The sequence below is a fragment of the Kitasatospora sp. NPDC028961 genome (assembly GCF_055564815.1).
On sequence record NZ_JBVHVO010000038.1, the window covers coordinates 17845 to 35200 of the forward strand.

Genomic DNA, 17356 nt, shown 5'->3' on the forward strand with positions numbered 1-17356 from the left:
CCGGCGTGGGGGGGGGGGGGGGTTGGCAACTGGGGGGGTGCTGTTGGGGGTGTGCCAGTCTCCCCCGGGGGGGGTTTTCCCCCCCCGCCCCCCCCCCCCGCCCCCCCCCCCCCCGCCGGCCGGGGCGAGCCGCCAGGCGCCGTGCTGCCGGTCGCCGAGCAGGCCGGCGAAGCAGCTGGGGGAGTCGAACCGGGGCAGGCAGAGCCAGTCGACCGACCCGTCCCGCCCGACCAGCGCGGCGGTCTGCAGGTCGCCGATCAGGGCGTAGTCCTCGATCCGTCCGGCCATCGGGTCCATTCTCCGGCCGGGGCGCGTCCTCGGCAGGACGGGGCGATTCCGCTTGCACGCGTTCGGCGTGCAGAGGAGGATCTTGTGTGCTTGTAGTCTCATCAGAACCAGCAGTCCCACGGGACGACTGGTTCACCGGAACCGGAATGAAGGAGTCCCGAGGATGCGGCGACCGAACTGGGTACCGGAAGGTACGGACCTGGACAAACCGAACGCCGCCCGGGTCTACGACTACTACCTCGGCGGTTCGCACAACTTCGAGGTGGACCGGGAGATGGCCCGCCAGGCGATCGCGCTCTGGCCGGAGCTGCCGCAGATCATGCGCTCCAACCGGGCCTTCCTGCGCCGCGGCGTGCAGTTCGCCGCCGAGCAGGGCATCACCCGGTTCCTGGACATCGGCTCCGGCATCCCGACCTTCGGCACCGTGCACGAGATCGCCCGGGCGATCCGCCCCGAGGCCGAGGTGGTGTACATCGACCGCGACCCGGTCGCCGTCGCGCACAGCCGGCTGCTGCTGGCGGAGGACGAGGGCTGCTCCGTCGTCCAGGCCGACGTCCGGGACATCGACGACCTGCTGGGCCGCCCCGAGGTGACCGCGCTGCTCGCGCCCGGTGAGCCGGTGGCCGTGCTGCTGGTCGCCGTCATGCACTTCGTCAGCGACTCCGAGGATCCGTGGAAGCTGCTGGAGGTGCTGCGCGAGGCGCTCCCGCCGGGCAGCGCGCTGATCCTCTCGCACGCCTCCCTGGAGGGCCGGCCCGACCAGGCCGAGGACCACCAGAAGCTGTACCGGATGACGCCCACCCCGCTGACCATGCGCACCCGCGAGCAGATCACCGCGATGTTCTCGGGGTTCGAGCTGGTCGAGCCCGGTGTGGTCTACCTCCCCGAGTGGCGCCCCGAGCAGCCGGAGGCGGTCGGCCGGCACCCCGAGCGGATGACCGGGATGGCGGGCGTGGGGTTCCGCCGGTGAACGAAGCGCCGGCACCCGGCAGCGCCGAACGGTTCCACGAGGACTGGGCGCGGCTGCTCTCCGGCGACCACGGCACGGCGGTCCACCCCGGCCTGCTCGGCAGGCTGGTCTCCCGGACCGCCGCGCTGCTCCACCGCGCCCAGCTGGGCGAGCCGTTCGACCCGGGGCTGGCCGCCCGGGCGGGCGCCGAACTCGTCGACGCCCACTTCACCGACCCGGTGGTGCTGGCCCGGGCCCTCGAACTGCTCCAGGAGCACCCCGCGGCCGACGACCGCGGGCCCGCGCTCTGCGGGGCCTTCGCGGCCGGCTGGGCGGCCGCCCTGCGCGAGCGGACCCTGCGCGAGCAGGAGGCCATCCGGACCGCCGCCGACAGCGCCCGGCGGGAGGCCGAGCGGGCGCTACGCGCCTCCGAGGCGCGGTTCCGCGCGCTGTTCGAGAGCGCGGCCATCGGCATCGGCATCGGCGACACCGAGGGCAACATCCTCGCGGTGAACAAGGCGCTCCAGGAGCTGTTCGGGGCCGCGCCGGAGGACATGCGGGGCCGCCGGGTCGGCGACCTCGTGCACCCCGAGGACACCCCCGGCGTCTGGGAGGCGTACGAGGAGCTGATCAGCGGCAAGCGGGACTACTTCCAGGTCGACAAGCCGTACTACCGGCACGACGGCGAGGTGGTCTGGACCCACCTCACGGTCTCGCTGATCCGGGACGACGACGGCCGGCCGCAGTACCAGGTGGCCATGCTGGAGGACATCACCGACCGCTACCGGCTCCAGGAGCGGCTGCGCCACCAGGCCACCCACGACCCGCTGACCGGGCTGCCCAACCGGGCCGCCTTCTTCGAGCGGCTGGAGAAGCTCTTCGAGGAGCCGGACCCGGGCGCCCGCTTCGGCCTCTGCTACGTCGACCTCGACGGCTTCAAGGTGGTCAACGACAGCCTCGGCCACGACACCGGTGACCAACTGCTGGCCGCCGTCGCCGCCCGGCTGAAGGCCGCCCTCACCCCGCTCGGCCACCTGGTGGCCCGCCTCGGCGGCGACGAGTTCGTCGTCCTGCTGGAGAACTGCCGCGGCGAGCAGGAGGCCGTCGCCGCCGCCAAGACGGTGCTGAAGGCGCTCGCCGGGCCGGTCCTGATCGGCGATCACAAGCTCGCCGTCGGGGCCAGCGTGGGCGTGCTGGAGCGGCGCATCTCGACCACCACGCCGGGCGCCGCGGTCCGCGCCGCCGATCTGACGCTGTACCGGGCGAAGGAGGCCGGCCGCGGCCGCTGGACGCTCTTCGACCCCAAGGAGAACGCCCGCGCGGTCAGCCGCTACGCGGTCTCGGTCCGGATGCCGGCAGCCCTCGACCGCGGCGAGTTCTTCATCGACTACCAGCCCCTGTACGCGCTGGCCGACGGCCGGCTCGCCGCCGTCGAGGCGCTGGTGCGCTGGCGCCACCCGCAGCTGGGCGTGCTGGGCCCGGACGAGTTCGTCACCACCGCCGAGGAGACCGGCCTGATCATGCCGCTCGGCCGCTGGGTGCTGGAGCAGGCCTGCGGCCAGGCGGCCGACTGGATCAAGCGGTTCGGCGACGACGCGCCCCAGCTGAACGTCAACCTGGCGGTCCGTCAGGCCCGTAGCGCCGCACTGGTGACCGATCTCGGCCGGATCCTCGACTCCACCGGGCTGGACCCGGCCCGGCTCCAGCTGGAGATCACCGAGTCCACCGTGGTCGGCCCGGAGGACGAGGCGCTGCGCACCCTGCACGGGCTGGTCGACCAGGGCGTCTCGCTCGCCGTGGACGACTTCGGCACCGGCTGGTCCAACCTCGCCTACCTGCGTGACCTGCCGGTCTCCGGGCTGAAGATCGCCGGCTCCTTCGTCGGCGACCTGCACGACCCGGCCAAGGACGCGGCCACCGGCTGGCGGATCGTCAGCGGCCTGGTGTCGATGTCGCACGCGCTGGGCCTGACGGTCACGGCCGAAGGCGTGGAGACCCTCCGGGACGCCGAGCGGCTGCGCGGCATCGGCTGCGACTGGGCGCAGGGCTGGCACTTCGGGCGGCCGGTGCGACCGGCCGAGATCGCCCGCCGGATCGCCGAGGAGCCGGGCGGCCGGCCGGTCGGCTGACCGGCCGGCCCGGGCGGGTGCCGCCGGCACCGCCGGACGAACCAGGTGAGCACCTCGGCCGGACGGACCAGGTGAAACCCGGCCGCACGAACCAGGCAAAATCCGGACAAACTACTTGACGTGACGGCGGTCACCTGGGCACGATGAGGCCCTGGCACACCCCGCACTCCGGTGCGGGAAGCACATTCGGCCAGTTCGACAGACCGGCGCTTCGGCGCCCGGGAGCCGGCGGCGCACCCCCCGACCGGGCCGCCCTCAGCCGCTCCCCACCGTTTCGGCAGTCCCCCCGGGGACTTCCCTCCGGGGCCCCGCCCCGCGCACCCCGCGTCGCGCACCGGGCCCGCCCCGTCACAGGGGCCGCGCCGTGCCCGGCGCCGCCCGCCGCCTCCTCCCTCCGAGAGGCCGCCCCCGATGAGCACCACCCTGCCCCCCCACGTCGTCCCGTCCCCGGACCACGACGGCCGGCCGCAGCGCCGGGCCGAGGACCGGGCCGCCCCCCGACGGCCGATGCGCCGCGCCGAGGACCGGGCCACCGCCCGGCGGCCGATGCGCCGGGCCGGGGACGGCGTCGCCAGTCGGCACAGCGTCACCCTGGTCGTCCCCGCCCAGAACGAGGCCCGCAACATCCCCTGGGTGTTCGAGCAGATCCCGCGCTGCGTGGACGAGGTCATCCTGGTCGACGGCTCCTCCGACGACGCCACCGTCCCGATGGCCCGGCACTGCCTGCCGACCGTCCGCAGCGTCCAGCAGAGCGGGCCCGGCAAGGGCAACGCGCTGCGCACCGGCTTCGCCGCCGCCAGTGGCGAGTACATCGTCATGATGGACGCCGACGGCTCGATGTGGCCCGGCGAGATCCCGCACTTCCTCCACTTCCTCGACCACGGCTTCGACTTCGTCAAGGGCTCCCGGTGCATCGCCGGCGGCGGCTCGCTGGACCTCACCAAGGTCCGCTCCTTCGGGAACCGCGCGCTGCTCGCCGTGGTCAACCGCCTCTACGACGCGAGCCTCACCGACTTGTGCTACGGCTACTGCGCCTTCCGCCGCTCCTTCCTGGACGCGCTCGACCTGCGCTCCTCCGGCTTCGAGATCGAGGCCGAGATGATCGCGCACGCGCTGCGCTCCGGACTGCGGATGGCCGAGGTGCCGAGCCTGGAACTCCCCCGCCGCAGCGGTCGATCCCACCTGCACGCCGTCTCCGACGGCCGCCGGGTGCTGAGGACCCTGATCACCGAGCGTCCCGGCGCCCGGTCCTCGGCGGCAGCCTCCGCGGGGGAGCAACGATGAATGGCTCCGACCGGCGCACCGCAGCTGCCTGCCCGCGCTCCGCCGCCCGCGACTCGCTCTACACCCCCGTCCGCGTCGTCGACCTTGACCTGGACGATCCGAGCGAGCTGCGCTCGCCCGGTGGTCTCGGCACCGTCGACCCGGTCGGCCGCGTGTTGGCGTTGGTGCGGCTGCACGGACACCCGCTCGGCTTGGTCACGGCCACCGGAACAGCGGGCGACAGTGCCGCGCTGCGCCGGGCGCTGGTCGACGTCGCCCACCGGGAACTCCCGGTTCCCGCCCTGTCCACCGCGACACCCGCGGCGCGTCCCGGTCGGGTCGGCCGCGCCCGGGTGCCCGCGGGCCCGGTCACGGTCAGCGTGGTGGTCTGCACGCGCGACCGGACCGAGCAGCTGCGGAGCTGCCTCGACTCGCTCCTGCGGACCGGCTATCCGCACGTGGAGGTCCTGGTGGTCGACAACGCGCCGCGCAGCGACGCCACCGAACGCCTCGTCGCCACGCGGTACCGGGACCGCGTCCGGTACCTGCGCGAGCCGGTGCCGGGCCTGGCCCGGGCCCGCAACCGCGGCCTGGCGGCGGTGCACGGCGAGGTGGTGGCGTTCGCCGACGACGACCTGATCATCGACACCGGCTGGGTCGGCGCGCTGGCCGGGGCGTTCGGCGCGGACGACCGGATCGGCTGCGTCACCGGCCTCGTGCTGCCCGCCGAACTCGACACTCCGGCCCAGGCCGCCCTCGAACAGTACGGCGGCTACTCCCGCGGCTTCGCGGCCCGCGACTGGTCGCTGCGCGACCGCCCGGACGACCCGCTGATGCGGTTCTCGGTCGGCCGGTTCGGCTCCGGGGCGAACATGGCCTTCCGGACCGCCCTGCTGCGCGGCATCGGCGGCTTCGACCCGGCGACCGGCGCCGGTACGCCCGCCCGCGGCGGCGAGGAACTGCTGGCCTTCTTCCAGATGCTCGACGCCGGCCACACCGTCGCCTACCAGCCCGACGCCATCGTCTGGCACCGCCATCCGCGCACCGGCGACGCGCTGACCCGGCAGGTCTTCAACTTCGGCGTCGGCTTCGGCGCCTACCTGACCGCCGCCGTCGCCCACCGGCCCGGGCTGCTCACCACGCTCGTCCGGCGCGTCCCCTCCGGTCTGCGCCGCTGGCAGCGGGTGCGCCGGCACCGGGCCCGCTGCGGCCCGGCCGAGGGCGAGGCCGCGCTGCTGCGGCTGGGGCGCCGCGAGTTCCGCGGGCTGCTGGTCGGGCCGTTCGGCTATCTGATCAGCGTGTGGCGCCAGCGGAGCCTGCGCACCGGAGGTGCGTCATGACCACCGTCCTGCGGGCGCCCGCCCAGGTGGTGGAACTCGATCTCGACCGGCCCGGTGGGCCGTGGCGGCCCGGCTTCACGGCCCCGGTCCGCCCGCAGGGGCCCGTGGTGGCCCTGGTCCGCCGGGCCGGCCGACCGCTCGGCCTGGTCGCCGTCGACGCCGACCGGCCAGGTCCCGACGGTAGCGCGGGCCCGGACGCGGGCCCGGACGCCGGGCGGCTGCGCCGCCGGCTCGTCGAGGCGGCCGAACGCCACCTCGACACCGGGCCGGCGGCCCCCGCCCCGCCGCCCCCCGGCGCCCGCGCACCCCTGGTCAGCGTCATCGTCTGCACCCGCGGGCGGCCCACCCTGCTCGGCGACAGCCTGAGCGCGCTGCTGCGCACCGACTACCCGGCCACCGAGTTCCTGGTGGTCGACAACGCCCCCGAGGACGACGCCACCGAACGGCTGGTCCGCACGCTCGGGCCGGACCGGCTGCGGTACCTGTGCGAGCCGGTGCCGGGCCTGGCCCGGGCCCGCAACCGCGGCCTGTCCGCCGCCCGGGGCGAGTACGTGGCCTTCACCGACGACGACGCGCTGGCCGACCCCGGCTGGGTGAGCGCCCTCGCCGGGGCCTTCCGGGCCGACCCCCGGGTCTCCTGCGTCACCGGTCTCGTGGTGCCCGCCGAACTCGACACCGAGGCCCAGGCCGTCTTCGAGCGGTACTGCGGCTTCGGCAAGGGCTTCGCCCCCCGGGACTGGTCGACGCGCACGGCCGGCCGCGACCCGCTCTTCCCCTTCGCCGCCGGCCGCTTCGGCACCGGCGCCAACATGGCCTTCCGCACCACCGTGATCCGCGACCTCGGCGGCTTCGACCCGGCGACCGGCGCCGGTACGCCGACCCGCGGCGGCGAGGACCTGCTCGCCTTCCTGCGCGTCCTGGTCGCCGGGCACACCCTCGCGTACCGGCCGGACGCCGTCGTCTGGCACCGCCACCGGCGCACCATGGCCGAGCTGGACGCCCAGATCCAGGGCTTCGGCACCGGCCTCGGCGCCTATCTGACCGCCGCCGTCTCGCAGCGCCCCGGCCTGCTGGCCGAGCTGCTGCGCCGCCTCCCGGCCGGCATCCGGTACGCCCTTCGCCGGGCCGTCGCGCCCGCCCCGGCCGGCCCCGGGCGGGGCGGGCGCGACGGCGATCCGGGACTGGCCCGGCTCGGCCAGCTCGAACTGCGCGGCCTGCTGCGCGGACCGTTCAGCTATCTGGTCAGCCGGCGGCAGGACCGCCGGTTCCGGGCGGAGGACTGGTCGTGATGCAGTCGCTCAGCACGCGTTCGGCCGCGCCCGCCCGGCCCTGCTCCTGCCCGCGCCCGCTGCCCTGCCAGTGCTCCTACCGCGACCTGCTGCGGGCCCGCGCCCGGGCCGGCCGGGCCCGCCTGGCCGGGGAGCCGCTGCTGCGCAACGGCCACATCCTGCTGGCGAGTTCGATGGTGGCGGCCGCGCTCGGCGCGATCTTCTGGCTGTTCGCCACCCGCTGGTACAGCGCCGAGACGGTCGGCCTCAGCTACGCCGCCGTCTCCGCCGCCGGGCTGCTCTCCGCGGTCGGCCGGTTCAACCTCAGCAGCGTCCTGGTGCGCTTCCTCCCCGGCGCCGGGCAGCACACCCGGCGGCTGGTGGCCCGCTGCTACGCCGCGAGCATCGCCGCCAGCGCGTTCGCCGCGGTGCTCTTCCTGCTGCTGATCCCGTGGATCTCCCCGAGCCTCGGCTACCTGCGGCAGCCGGTGGTGGCGGTCGCCTTCGTGGTGGTCACGGCCGGCTACTCGCTCTTCGTCCTCCAGGACGGCGCGCTGACCGGACTGCGGCGCACCGGCTGGGTGCTCGGCGAGAACGCGCTGTTCGCCCTGGCGAAGGCGGGCGCGCTGGCCGTCTGCGCGGTCCTCGCGGTCGGCACCGGGATCCTGGTCTCCTGGGCGGCGGCGCTGCTCATCACCGTCCTGCTCACCAACGTCGTGCTCTTCCGCCGGGCGATCCCGGCCCACCAGCGGGCGGCCGGCGCCACCGCGTCCGCCCCGCCGCGGGTGGCCGGCTACGCCGTCGCGGACTACCTGGGCAACATCTCCGGCATCGCTGCCTGCAGCGTCGTCCCGCTCATGGTGCTGGCCGTGCTCGGCGCGGAGCAGAACGCCTACTACTCGCTCGCCTGGGTGATCGCCGACAGCCTCTACATGGCCGCCTACAGCATGGGCAGCTCGCTGGTGGTCGAGGCCGCCCGGGCGCCCGAACGGCTCGCCGAACACGCCCGCCGGATGATGTGGCACACCGGACTGCTCGTCCTCGCGGCGGTGGCCGTGATCGTGGCCTTCGCCCCCTGGATGCTGCGCCTGTTCGGGCCCGGCTACGCCGAGCACGGCACCACCGTGCTGCGGCTGATGGCCCTCTCCGCCCTGCCCACCGTCGTGCTGAGCCTGGCCACTGACGTCGCCCGGGTGCGCCGCGCCCTGGGCTGGATGATCGGGCTCCAACTCGTCTACGCCGTCCTCGTGATCGCGCTCGTCGCCGGACTGCTGCCCGTGTTCGGCCTCACCGGGGTCGGGCTGGCGTGGCTGCTCGCCGCGACGGTCCTCGCCCTCCCGCTGCTGGTCGCCCTCCCGCGCTGGCTGCCGTCGTCCGATCGGAGATCGTGATGAACACCGTGCCGAACGCCGGACCGGTCACCGCACCGGGCCCCGGGCCCACCCTGTCCGTGGTCGTCTGCAGTTACACCCTCGACCGCTGGGACGACCTGTGCGCCGCCCTCGACTCGCTCCGCGCCCAGCGCCGGCAGCCCGACGAGACCGTCGTGGTGGTCGACCACTGCCCCGCCCTGACGGCCCGCCTCGCCGCCCGCCCCGGCCTGCGGCTGGTCGAGAGCCCCGAACGCCCGGGCGTCTCCGGCGCCCGCAACACCGGGGTCACGCTCGCCCGCGGCGAGTTGGTCGCCTTCCTGGACGACGACGCGGTGGCCGAACCCGACTGGACCGAACGGCTGCTGGCCGGCTTCCGCGACCCGCGGGTGCTCGGCGTCGGCGGCCGGGTCGACTCCTGGTGGGAGACCGGCCGCCCCGGCTGGTTCCCGCCCGAGTACGACTGGGTGGTCGGCTGCTCCTACCCCGGGGCCGCCGGGAGCACCGGCACGGTGCGCAACTTCATCGGCGCCAACATGTCCTTCCGCCGGGCCGCGGTGGTGGCCGCCGGCGGCTTCCGCGGCGACCTCGGCCGGATCGGCACCAGCCCGTTCGGCTGCGAGGAGACCGAGCTCTGCCTGCGGCTCACCGCCCGGCACCCCGGCACCGAGCTGCGCTACGAGCCCGCCGCCGTCGTGCGCCAGCACGTCCCGCCGGCCCGCACCACCTGGCGCTACTTCAGCTCCCGCTGCTACGCGGAGGGCCGCTCCAAGGCCGTCGTCACCCGCTACGCGGGCAGCCGGTCGGCGCTGTCCACCGAGCGCCGCTACGTGCGCCGCACGCTGCCCGCCGCGATCCTCCGCGCGCTGGGCCGGCGACGGCTGCGGGCCGCCGGGGCGCTCGGCGCCGGCGCCTGCCTGGCGGCGGCCGGGTACACCGTCGGCCGGCTCGCCCGGGCGGACGCCGGGGCCACCGCGGACGCCGGGGACACCGGTGCGGCCCCCGCCGCCCGGCCCGGCGTCGCGGCCGTGTCCACCAGGAGCCGGCCATGAAGGAGGTCCCGGTGTTCCTGTACCACTCGGTCTCGGACGACCCGCCGCCGTGGATCGCGCCGTACACCGTGACCCCCGCGGCCTTCCGCCGCCAGATCGACCGGATCGTCGACAGCGGGCGGCCCGTGGTGCCGCTGCGTCGGCTGGTCTCGGCGATCCTCGGCGGCCCGCCGCTGCCGCCCCGCGCCGCCGTCCTCACCTTCGACGACGGGTTCGCCGACTTCTACTGGACGGTGGCCCCGCTGCTCGCCGAGCGCGGCCTGCCGGCCACCCTCTACGTCACCGTCGGCGCCGTCCACCCGCCGGGCGGCCCGCCCACCGGCAGCCTCTTCCCGCCGGCCGACATGCTGAACTGGCGGCAGATCAGCACCCTGGACGCGATGGGCGTCGAGATCGGCGGCCACTCCGTCACCCACGCCCAGCTGGACACCGTCTACGGGCGGCGCTGCACCGACGAGATCGTCGAGTGCAAGCGGCGCCTGGAGGACGCCCTCGGCCACGAGGTCGCCGCGTTCGCCTACCCGCACGGGTACTCCAGCCCGGCCGTCCGGCGCAAGGTCCGCGAGGCGGGCTGGACGTCGGCGACCGCGGTGGAGAACAAGTTCAGCTCCGCCTCCGACTCCGTGCTGCGGATCTGCCGGCTGATGGTCCGCAGCGACACCCCCGACCACGTCTTCGACGGCTGGATCGCCGGGCGGGGAGCCCGGGTCGGACCCGTCCCGGAGAGCCTCTACACGCGGCTCTGGCGCAACTACCGCCGGCTGCGCACCGCGGTCGGCAGTCCGGTCGGAAGGCCGTCCAATGGTTGACCAACTGGCCCCCGCCCAGCTCCCCACCGGCGGCCCGCCCCCGGAGCCCGACGGCGCGCGCCCGTTCGGGCGCCTGCGCGCGGGGCCGCTGCGCGCGCTGCGCGCCGGCTGCCGGGAGGCCGGGCCGCTCGGCGTCTTCGCCCGCCTGGCCCTGCCGGTGGCACTCGCCCTGTGGCTGCTCGCGTTGCCCCGGGTGCGGCTCGGCGGCATGGGCGACCTCGGCCTGATCCAGGTGCTGCCGGCCCTGTACTGGACCGGCCTGGCCCTGCTGGTGGCCGGCTTCGTCGCCGTCCTGCGCGACCGGCGGATCCGCCAGCGCTGGGCGGCCGGGTACGTCCTCGCCCTGATCGCCTTCCTCCACGCCACGCCCACCCTGCTCTACCCGGAACTGCGCTACGCGTGGGCCTGGAAGCACGTGATGGTCGTGGACGCCATGCTGCGCCACGACGGCTCCGTGCCGAACGCCGGCGAGCTGGACATCTACAACCAGTGGCCCGGCTTCTTCCAGCTCAACGTGCTGCTGCTGCGCGCCACCGGCCTGCACTCCGCGCTCGGGTACGCGGCCTGGTTCCCGGTGCTCACCAACGTCCTGCTGCTCGGCCCGCTGCTGCTGATCTTCCGTACCGTCACCCGGGACCGGCGGCTGGTCTGGGGCGGCATCTGGATCTACTACAGCACCTCCTGGATCGGCCAGGACTACTTCTCCCCGCAGGCCTTCTCCTACCTGCTGTTCCTCGCGGTGCTCGCGCTGGTGCTGCGCCGGCTGGCGGCCACCCGCGTCGCGCAGGGACCGCCCGGCGGGGGAGCGTCCGCCGGCCGGGACGCCACGGCGGGTGGGGGAGCCACGGCGGGTGGGGGAGGCCCGGCGGGTGGGGGAGGCACGGCGGGTGGGGGAGGTCCGGCCGGCGCGCGGAGCGGCCCGGGCACCGGCGCCCGGGCGATGACCTGGGTGACCGATATCCCGCCCCGGGGCGGCTGGCGCCCGCTGCCGTTCGCCCTGGTGCTCGTCCTGACGGCCGCCATCGCCTGCTCGCACCAGCTCACCCCGCTGATGCTGATCAGCGCCCTGCTGATGCTCGCCCTCCCGCGGCGCAACCGCCGGGTGGTGCTGCCCGCCCTGGTCGGTGCCGTCGGCATCACCTTCGCCTGGGACGCCACGGTCGCGCGGCCCTACCTGGCCAAGAACATCGGCAACCTGGTCGCCGCGCTGGCCTCGCCCGACAACAACGCGCTGCCCGGCCTCCAGCGGCTCGCCCAGCCCGCCCCCGGACAGGTGTTCGCCTCCTGGGTCGACCGGGGCCTGACCGCCGCCGTCCTGCTGCTCGCGGTGACGGCGGTGGTGCACCACCGCTGGGTGCGCCGCACCACCCTGCCGCTGCTCCTGATCGCGCCCGTCCCGCTGCTGCTCGCCAACAGCTACGGCGGCGAGATGATCTTCCGCGCCTACCTGTTCGCGCTGCCCGCGGCCGCGCTGCTCGCCGCGACCGTGCTGATCCCCTCCTCCCGTGCTCCGGCCGGCCCCGCCGCCCCGGCGGGCACCCCCGCGGGCGACCGGACCCGCCGCCCGCGCCGGGCGCTGCCCGCGGTGCGCCGGGGGCTGACCCTGGTGGCGCTGCTCGCCCTGCTGGGCGGCCTGGTCTTCGGCTACTACAGCAAGGAGGCCATGAACACCTTCAGCCCCGGCGAGGTCGCCGCACTGCGCTACGTCGCGCACACCGCGCCGCCGGGGTCGCGGATCGTCTCGGTCACCGCGGACCTGCCCGGCTCCGAGGAGCGCTACGACGAGCTCAGCCGGACGGCGCTCTCGGTGGGCACGCCCGACGACCGCCGGCAACTGGTCGCCGACCCGGCCTCGGCCGTCGAGGCCGCACTCGCCGACCCCGCCGTCACCGGCCCCTCGTACCTCGTGCTGACCAAGGCCCAGATCGCCGAGTGCACGCTGACCGGCATCCTGCCCGCCGACACCGTCGACCGGGTCCGCGCGGCGGCCTCCGCCTCCCCGACGCTGCGGGTGGTGTTCACCGACGGTGACGCCACCGTCTACCGGCACTCCGCCCAGGTCGCCGTCGAGAGCCCGTTCGCGGAGAGTGGGCAGTGATGATGAGGCCGCCTCCCCGCACCGCCGCCCGGCTGGCGCTCGCCCTGCTCGGCTGGGCCGCGCTGGCGTCCACCGGGCTGGCGGCGGGCAGTCCGCCGCGCGTCGCGCTGACCGGCGGCTTCCTGGTGATCGGCCCGGGGGCGGCCGTCCTGCTGGCCCGGCCCACCGTCGCCCGGACGGCCGGCGGGCCCGATCGGCTCGCCGCCGCCTCGCTCGCGGTGGCGCTGAGCACCGCGCCGGCCGCGCTGACCGCCGTCGCGCTGCTGGGCTACCACGTCTTCTCGGTGGGCGCCGCGCTCGCCGCCCTGGCGGCCGTCACCACGGTGCTCGCCCTGGTGCCGCACCGCACCCGGCGGGGCCGGCCGGCCGGGGCGCGGCCGAGGCACGGACGGTGGCGACCGGGCCGGGCCCGCCGGCCGGCCGGTGGCTTAGCGGCGGCCGCCCTGCTGGTGTCGGCCGCCGCCTGTTCCGGTACCCCCGGGACGGCCGGCGGCTCCGGGCCGACGGGGTCGGGCACCGGGCTGCCGGCGGGCGCCGCCGCGAACCGGCCCCCGGCGCCCGGCACCTGGCGGCTGGTGTTTGACGACGAGTTCACCGGCTCCTCGCTCGACACGGCGAACTGGACCACCTGCTACGACTGGAACGACGGTGGCTGCACCAACGCCGGCAACGGCGAGGACCAGTGGTACCAGCCGGGCCAGGTCAAGGCCGGCGGCGGCCGCCTCACCCTGACCGCGCAGCCCCGGACGGTGAAGGGCAGCGACGGCCGGACGTACCCGTGGGTCTCCGGCATGGTCAGCACCGGCCGCGACTCCTGGAACGCCGAACCGCGCCACACCTTCACCTACGGCTACTTCGCGGCCTCGATCAAGGTCCCGGCCAACCCGCACGGCTTCTTCCCCGCCTTCTGGCTGATCCCGGCCGCGACCAGGGGCACCCCGCCGGAGGTGGACATCGCCGAGTTCCCCAACACCGACCAGTACGTCCACATGAACCTGCACTGGCGCGGCGCGGACGGCTCCGACCAGCACGTCGGCCAGAACTGGGGCCCCGCCGACTTCTCCGCCGGCTACCACGTCTTCGGCGTCGACTGGGAGCCCGCCGCGGTGACCTGGTACGTCGACGGCAAGGCCTGGTTCCAGGTCACCGACCCCTCGCGGATCCCGGCCGTGGCGATGGAGATCGTGATCAACCTCGCCGTCGGGTACCTGGAGTCGCCGCCCGCCGGGACGGACTCGGCGGCCCTGCAGGCGCAGTGGGTCCAGGTGTGGCAGCACTGAGAGAGGTGGGAGTGCCATGGCAGGAGGCCCGCTGGGCGTCGACCGCGCCGTCCCCGCGCTGCTGGTGAAGGTCGGTCACTACCCGCTGTCGCACAGCGCCGTCGGCGTGGTGCGCTCGCTCGGCCGGCTCGGCGTCCCGGTCTACGCGATGGTCGAGGACCGGCTGACGCCCACCGCGCTCTCCCGCTACCTGACCGGAGCGCTGGTCAGGCCGAGCACCGGCCGGGAGCCGCCCGCCGAACTGGCGGCCGCCCTGCGGGGGGTGGCCCGCGAGGTGCGGCGGCGGAGCGGGCGGCGGGCCGTGGCGGTGGCCACCGACGACGAGGCCGCCGTGCTGCTCGCCGAGCACGCGACCGAGCTGGCCGAGGACCTGCTGCTGCCGCCGGTGCCGCCCGGTCTGCCCCGGCGCCTCGCCGACAAGGGCGGCCTGCACGACCTCTGCCGCGGTACCGGCACCCCCACCCCGGCCGCCCGGACGCCCGTCGACCGGGCCGGACTGCTGGCCGCCGCGGCCGAGTTCGGGTATCCGCTGGTGCTGAAGAACCTCGCCTCCTTCACCCGGCTGGAGCGCCCGGTGGTCGGCCACACGACCGTCGTCCGGAGCGAGGCGGAGCTGCTGTCCCACTGCCCGCCCAGGGCCTCCTGCGACGGGCCGCCGCTCGCGGTGCTCGTCCAGGAGTACCTGCCCGCCGAGCAGGCGCAGGACTGGATCACCCATCTGACCTGTGGCCCCGGCGGCGAGCCGCTGGCCGTCTTCACGGGCGTCAAACTGCGGTCCTGGCCCCCCGGGGCGGGCGTCACCACCCGGGCCGGGGCCGTCGCCAACCCCGAGCTGGCCGAGCTGGCCGTCCGGCTCTGCCGGCGGCTCGGCTACTGCGGGATCGCCGACCTCGACTGGCGGCTCGACCTGCGGGACGGCCGGTACAAGCTGGTGGACTTCAACCCGCGGACGGGCGCGCAGTTCCGGCTCTTCGAGACCACCGCGGGCGTCGACGTGGTGCGGGCGCTGCACCTGTCGCTCACCGGGCGACCGGTGCCGCCCGGGCCGCAGCTGCGGCGCGGCTACGGGGTCGGCCAGCTCGACCTGCTCTCCCTCGGGTCCGCCGCGTGGCACGAGCACCGCCCGCCCGCCGAGCCGTGGCCGCGCCGGGGCACCGAGCGGGCCTGGCTCTGCACGGACGATCCGCTGCCCGCCGTGGCCGTCGCCGCCCGGTTCGGCGGCCGGGCCGCGCGGTACGCCGCCCGCCGCCTGGCGGCCGCGGCCCGGGGCGGGTGAGCGCGGGGGGCGTGACGGGGCACGCCGTCAGGGCGGCGGCGAGTGGGCGCGCGGGGGCGGGTGTTGACGGCCGGTCAGTCCGGTGCTCCCTCGGTGAGCGCGGCCGTGATCCGGCGGGCCGCGAAGTCCGTACCACAGACGAAGCGCAGCAGCGGGCCGAAGGAGTTCGCCGCGGACAGCCCGGTGAAGTACAGCCCCGGCACCGAGGATTCGAAGCCGCCGGTCAGCCGGGGCGCCCCGTCCGCCGTGCGCCGCACCGCCCGCCGCAGGCCCGGGTCGAGCAGTTCCAGGCGTTCGACGTCCACCCGGTAGCCGGTGGCCGCCAGCACGTGGTCGACCTCCAGGGCGCCGGTGAGGCCGCGCAGCCGCAGCCGGACGGCGCCCGCCCGCTCCCGCGCGGACTCCACCGAACACCCGGTGAGCACCGGCACGCCCGCGTCCTCGACCCGTTCGCGCAGCCACCAGGCACCGGCCGGGCCGAGCACCGTCCGCACCCGGCCGGCCCGGACGCCGTCGGGGAGATGACGGAAGGCCCAGGGGGCGCGGCAGTAGCCGAGGAGGTTCCAGCCGGGCCCGAGTTCGGTGCCCGGGTACCGGGCGCGCACCGCCGCCGGCCGCTCACCCGGCAGGTCCGCCCCGGGCGCGGCCCCGAACCGCAGCCGGGCCGTCCGGGCCACCAGCGTGGGCCGCGCCCCGGCCTCGGCCAGCAGGGCGGCGCTCTCCAGCGCCGACTGCCCGGCGCCCACCACCGCGACCCGGCGCCCCGTGAAGTGGCCCAGGTCCGCGTGGTCCGAGGTGTGCGAGGCGAGGCCCGCCTCCCGCGGCGCGGCCAGTTCGCCGGGGACGTGGGCGAAGGCCCGCAGCCCGGTGGCGAGTACCACGGCCCGGCTCCGGAGCTCCTCACCGGTGTCCAGCCGCAGCCGGAAGACACCGTGGTCGTAGCCGATGCCGAGTACCGAGCAGCGCTCGACCCCGGGCACGCACCGCTGCTGGAACCAGTCGCCGTAGGCGATGAACTCCGCGATCGGCACGGGGTAGCGGTCGCCGATCGGCGCCACGCCCAGGGCCGTCCGGTGGTCGGCCAGCCGGTGGCCGGGGGCGGGCGCGGAGATGTTCGAGGCACGCGGGGTGGACTTCAGGAACATCCCGGCGGGCATGTGGTCGCGCCATCCCGCCATCGGCTCCCCGAACACCCGCAGGTCGCCGCCCCGCGCCGCCAGGTGGGCGGCCGTCGCGAGCCCGTACGGCCCGGCCCCCACGACGGCGATCGGCAGTCGGCGATGCGTCGGCACGGACGCCTCCCGGAGTACTCGGACGTCCCTCCAGAATGCCCCCTTCGGCCGGTCGGCGGCATCAGGTGCGTGGACGAACCGGCCCGCCCGGCGGTGCGGCCCGGCGCCGGCTCAGCCGACCAGCAGGGGCAGCTCGATCGAGTGGCCGGTCCGCTCCACCTTGGCGCGGAGGTAGCGGACGTTGCTGGCCGACAGGTGCACCCCGGTCGGCACCCGGCGCTCGACCGTGATACCGAGGCCGGCGAGTTGGTCCGCCTTGTCCGGGTTGTTGCTCAGCAGGTCGATGCCGGTCATGCCGAGCGCCGCCAGCATCTGGGCGGCGGCGGTGTAGTCGCGCCCGTCCTCGGGCAGGCCCAGCGCGGTGTTGGCGTCATAGGTGTCGAGCCCGGCGTCCTGGAGGGCGTAGGCGTCCAGCTTGTTGTACAGCCCGATGCCCCGGCCCTCCTGCCGCAGGTACAGCAGGTAGCCGCCGGCCTCGGCGATCCGCTCCACCGACTCGCGCAGCTGGGGCCCGCAGTCGCAGCGGTCCGAGCCGAAGACGTCGCCGGTCAGGCACTCCGAGTGCAGCCGCACCAGCGGCGTCCCGCCCTCCGGGGTGCTGCCGAAGGCGAGCGCCAGGTGCTCGGCGCCGTCGGCCAGGCCGTGGAAGGTGAACACCTCGGCGTCCGCCCGGTACCCGTCCGGGAAGGTGAGCGGGATGCGCACCCGGGAGCGCACCGTGGCGGTGCCGGGCTGCGTCGGAGCGGTGCCAGGCTGCGTCGGGGCAGGCTGCGGCATGGGCGGGGCCTCCGTTACCGGGGTGATGGTCGGACCCCGACGGTACTCGGTAGTTCCAATTTGAACAACTGTGTTCCGAGCCGCCCGCACCGGAGTGGAGCGGGACGGCGCAGGCTCGCAACACCCCGTGGGGCCCGCCTGTTCCCACCGGCCACGACGGAGGGG

The 17356-nt window shown here is 75.8% G+C and carries 14 protein-coding genes; 11 read left to right on the plus strand and 3 right to left on the minus strand.

The features are described 5' to 3' along the window. Positions 1-288, minus strand: a 288-nt coding sequence (locus ACZ4UX_RS34660) for a trehalase-like domain-containing protein (RefSeq protein WP_465709575.1), incomplete at its 3' end; no start/stop codon positions are given. A 163-nt stretch (positions 289-451) separates the two neighbouring features. Between ACZ4UX_RS34660 and ACZ4UX_RS34665 the strand changes: the two genes are divergently transcribed. From ACZ4UX_RS34665 to ACZ4UX_RS34715, 11 genes are all read left to right on the plus strand, one after another. Next, positions 452-1258, plus strand: coding sequence for an SAM-dependent methyltransferase (locus tag ACZ4UX_RS34665; RefSeq protein WP_465709550.1), 807 nt, complete (start codon positions 452-454; stop codon positions 1256-1258). Beyond that, positions 1255-3366 (plus strand): putative bifunctional diguanylate cyclase/phosphodiesterase, encoded by a 2112-nt coding sequence (locus ACZ4UX_RS34670; protein ID WP_465709551.1) that lies wholly within the window; start codon positions 1255-1257, stop codon positions 3364-3366. Before ACZ4UX_RS34665 ends, ACZ4UX_RS34670 begins: the two co-directional genes overlap by 4 nt. 411 nt (positions 3367-3777) lie before the next feature. Next, a complete protein-coding gene (locus ACZ4UX_RS34675) occupies positions 3778-4650 on the plus strand; it encodes a glycosyltransferase family 2 protein (protein WP_329490673.1) in 873 nt (290 codons plus the stop codon). Next, positions 4647-5969, plus strand: a complete 1323-nt coding sequence (locus ACZ4UX_RS34680; protein WP_329490674.1) for a glycosyltransferase family 2 protein — start codon at positions 4647-4649, stop codon at positions 5967-5969. Before ACZ4UX_RS34675 ends, ACZ4UX_RS34680 begins: the two co-directional genes overlap by 4 nt. Next, entirely contained in the window at positions 5966-7258 is a 1293-nt protein-coding gene (locus ACZ4UX_RS34685) for a glycosyltransferase family 2 protein (protein ID WP_465709552.1), read from the plus strand. The genes ACZ4UX_RS34680 and ACZ4UX_RS34685 overlap by 4 nt, the downstream gene beginning before the upstream one ends. After that, positions 7258-8628, plus strand: coding sequence for a lipopolysaccharide biosynthesis protein (locus ACZ4UX_RS34690; RefSeq protein ID WP_359812017.1), 1371 nt, complete (start codon positions 7258-7260; stop codon positions 8626-8628). Before ACZ4UX_RS34685 ends, ACZ4UX_RS34690 begins: the two co-directional genes overlap by 1 nt. Continuing rightward, positions 8628-9659, plus strand: coding sequence for a glycosyltransferase family 2 protein (locus tag ACZ4UX_RS34695; protein ID WP_465709553.1), 1032 nt, complete (start codon positions 8628-8630; stop codon positions 9657-9659). Before ACZ4UX_RS34690 ends, ACZ4UX_RS34695 begins: the two co-directional genes overlap by 1 nt. Then, positions 9656-10468 (plus strand): polysaccharide deacetylase family protein, encoded by an 813-nt coding sequence (locus ACZ4UX_RS34700; RefSeq protein WP_359839960.1) that lies wholly within the window; start codon positions 9656-9658, stop codon positions 10466-10468. The genes ACZ4UX_RS34695 and ACZ4UX_RS34700 overlap by 4 nt, the downstream gene beginning before the upstream one ends. Beyond that, positions 10461-12566: a glycosyltransferase gene (locus ACZ4UX_RS34705; RefSeq protein ID WP_465709554.1), complete on the plus strand. Its 2106-nt coding sequence runs from the start codon at positions 10461-10463 to the stop codon at positions 12564-12566. Before ACZ4UX_RS34700 ends, ACZ4UX_RS34705 begins: the two co-directional genes overlap by 8 nt. Continuing rightward, positions 12566-13846 (plus strand): glycoside hydrolase family 16 protein, encoded by a 1281-nt coding sequence (locus tag ACZ4UX_RS34710; protein WP_465709555.1) that lies wholly within the window; start codon positions 12566-12568, stop codon positions 13844-13846. Before ACZ4UX_RS34705 ends, ACZ4UX_RS34710 begins: the two co-directional genes overlap by 1 nt. Before the next feature lie 16 nt (positions 13847-13862). Next, positions 13863-15122 carry a carboxylate--amine ligase gene (locus ACZ4UX_RS34715; protein ID WP_465709556.1) on the plus strand — a complete coding sequence of 420 codons (1260 nt, stop codon included), beginning with the start codon at positions 13863-13865 and terminating at the stop codon, positions 15120-15122. 74 nt (positions 15123-15196) lie between these two features. On the opposite strand, the gene ACZ4UX_RS34720 is transcribed toward ACZ4UX_RS34715, so the two are convergent. Together ACZ4UX_RS34720 and ACZ4UX_RS34725 are read right to left on the minus strand one after the other, a co-directional pair. Further along, a complete protein-coding gene (locus ACZ4UX_RS34720; protein WP_465709557.1) occupies positions 15197-16414 on the minus strand; it encodes an FAD-dependent oxidoreductase in 1218 nt (405 codons plus the stop codon). 111 nt (positions 16415-16525) lie between these two features. Then, positions 16526-17191, minus strand: coding sequence for a GTP cyclohydrolase II (locus tag ACZ4UX_RS34725; protein WP_465709558.1), 666 nt, complete (start codon positions 17189-17191; stop codon positions 16526-16528). Positions 17192-17356: the final 165 nt, after the last annotated feature.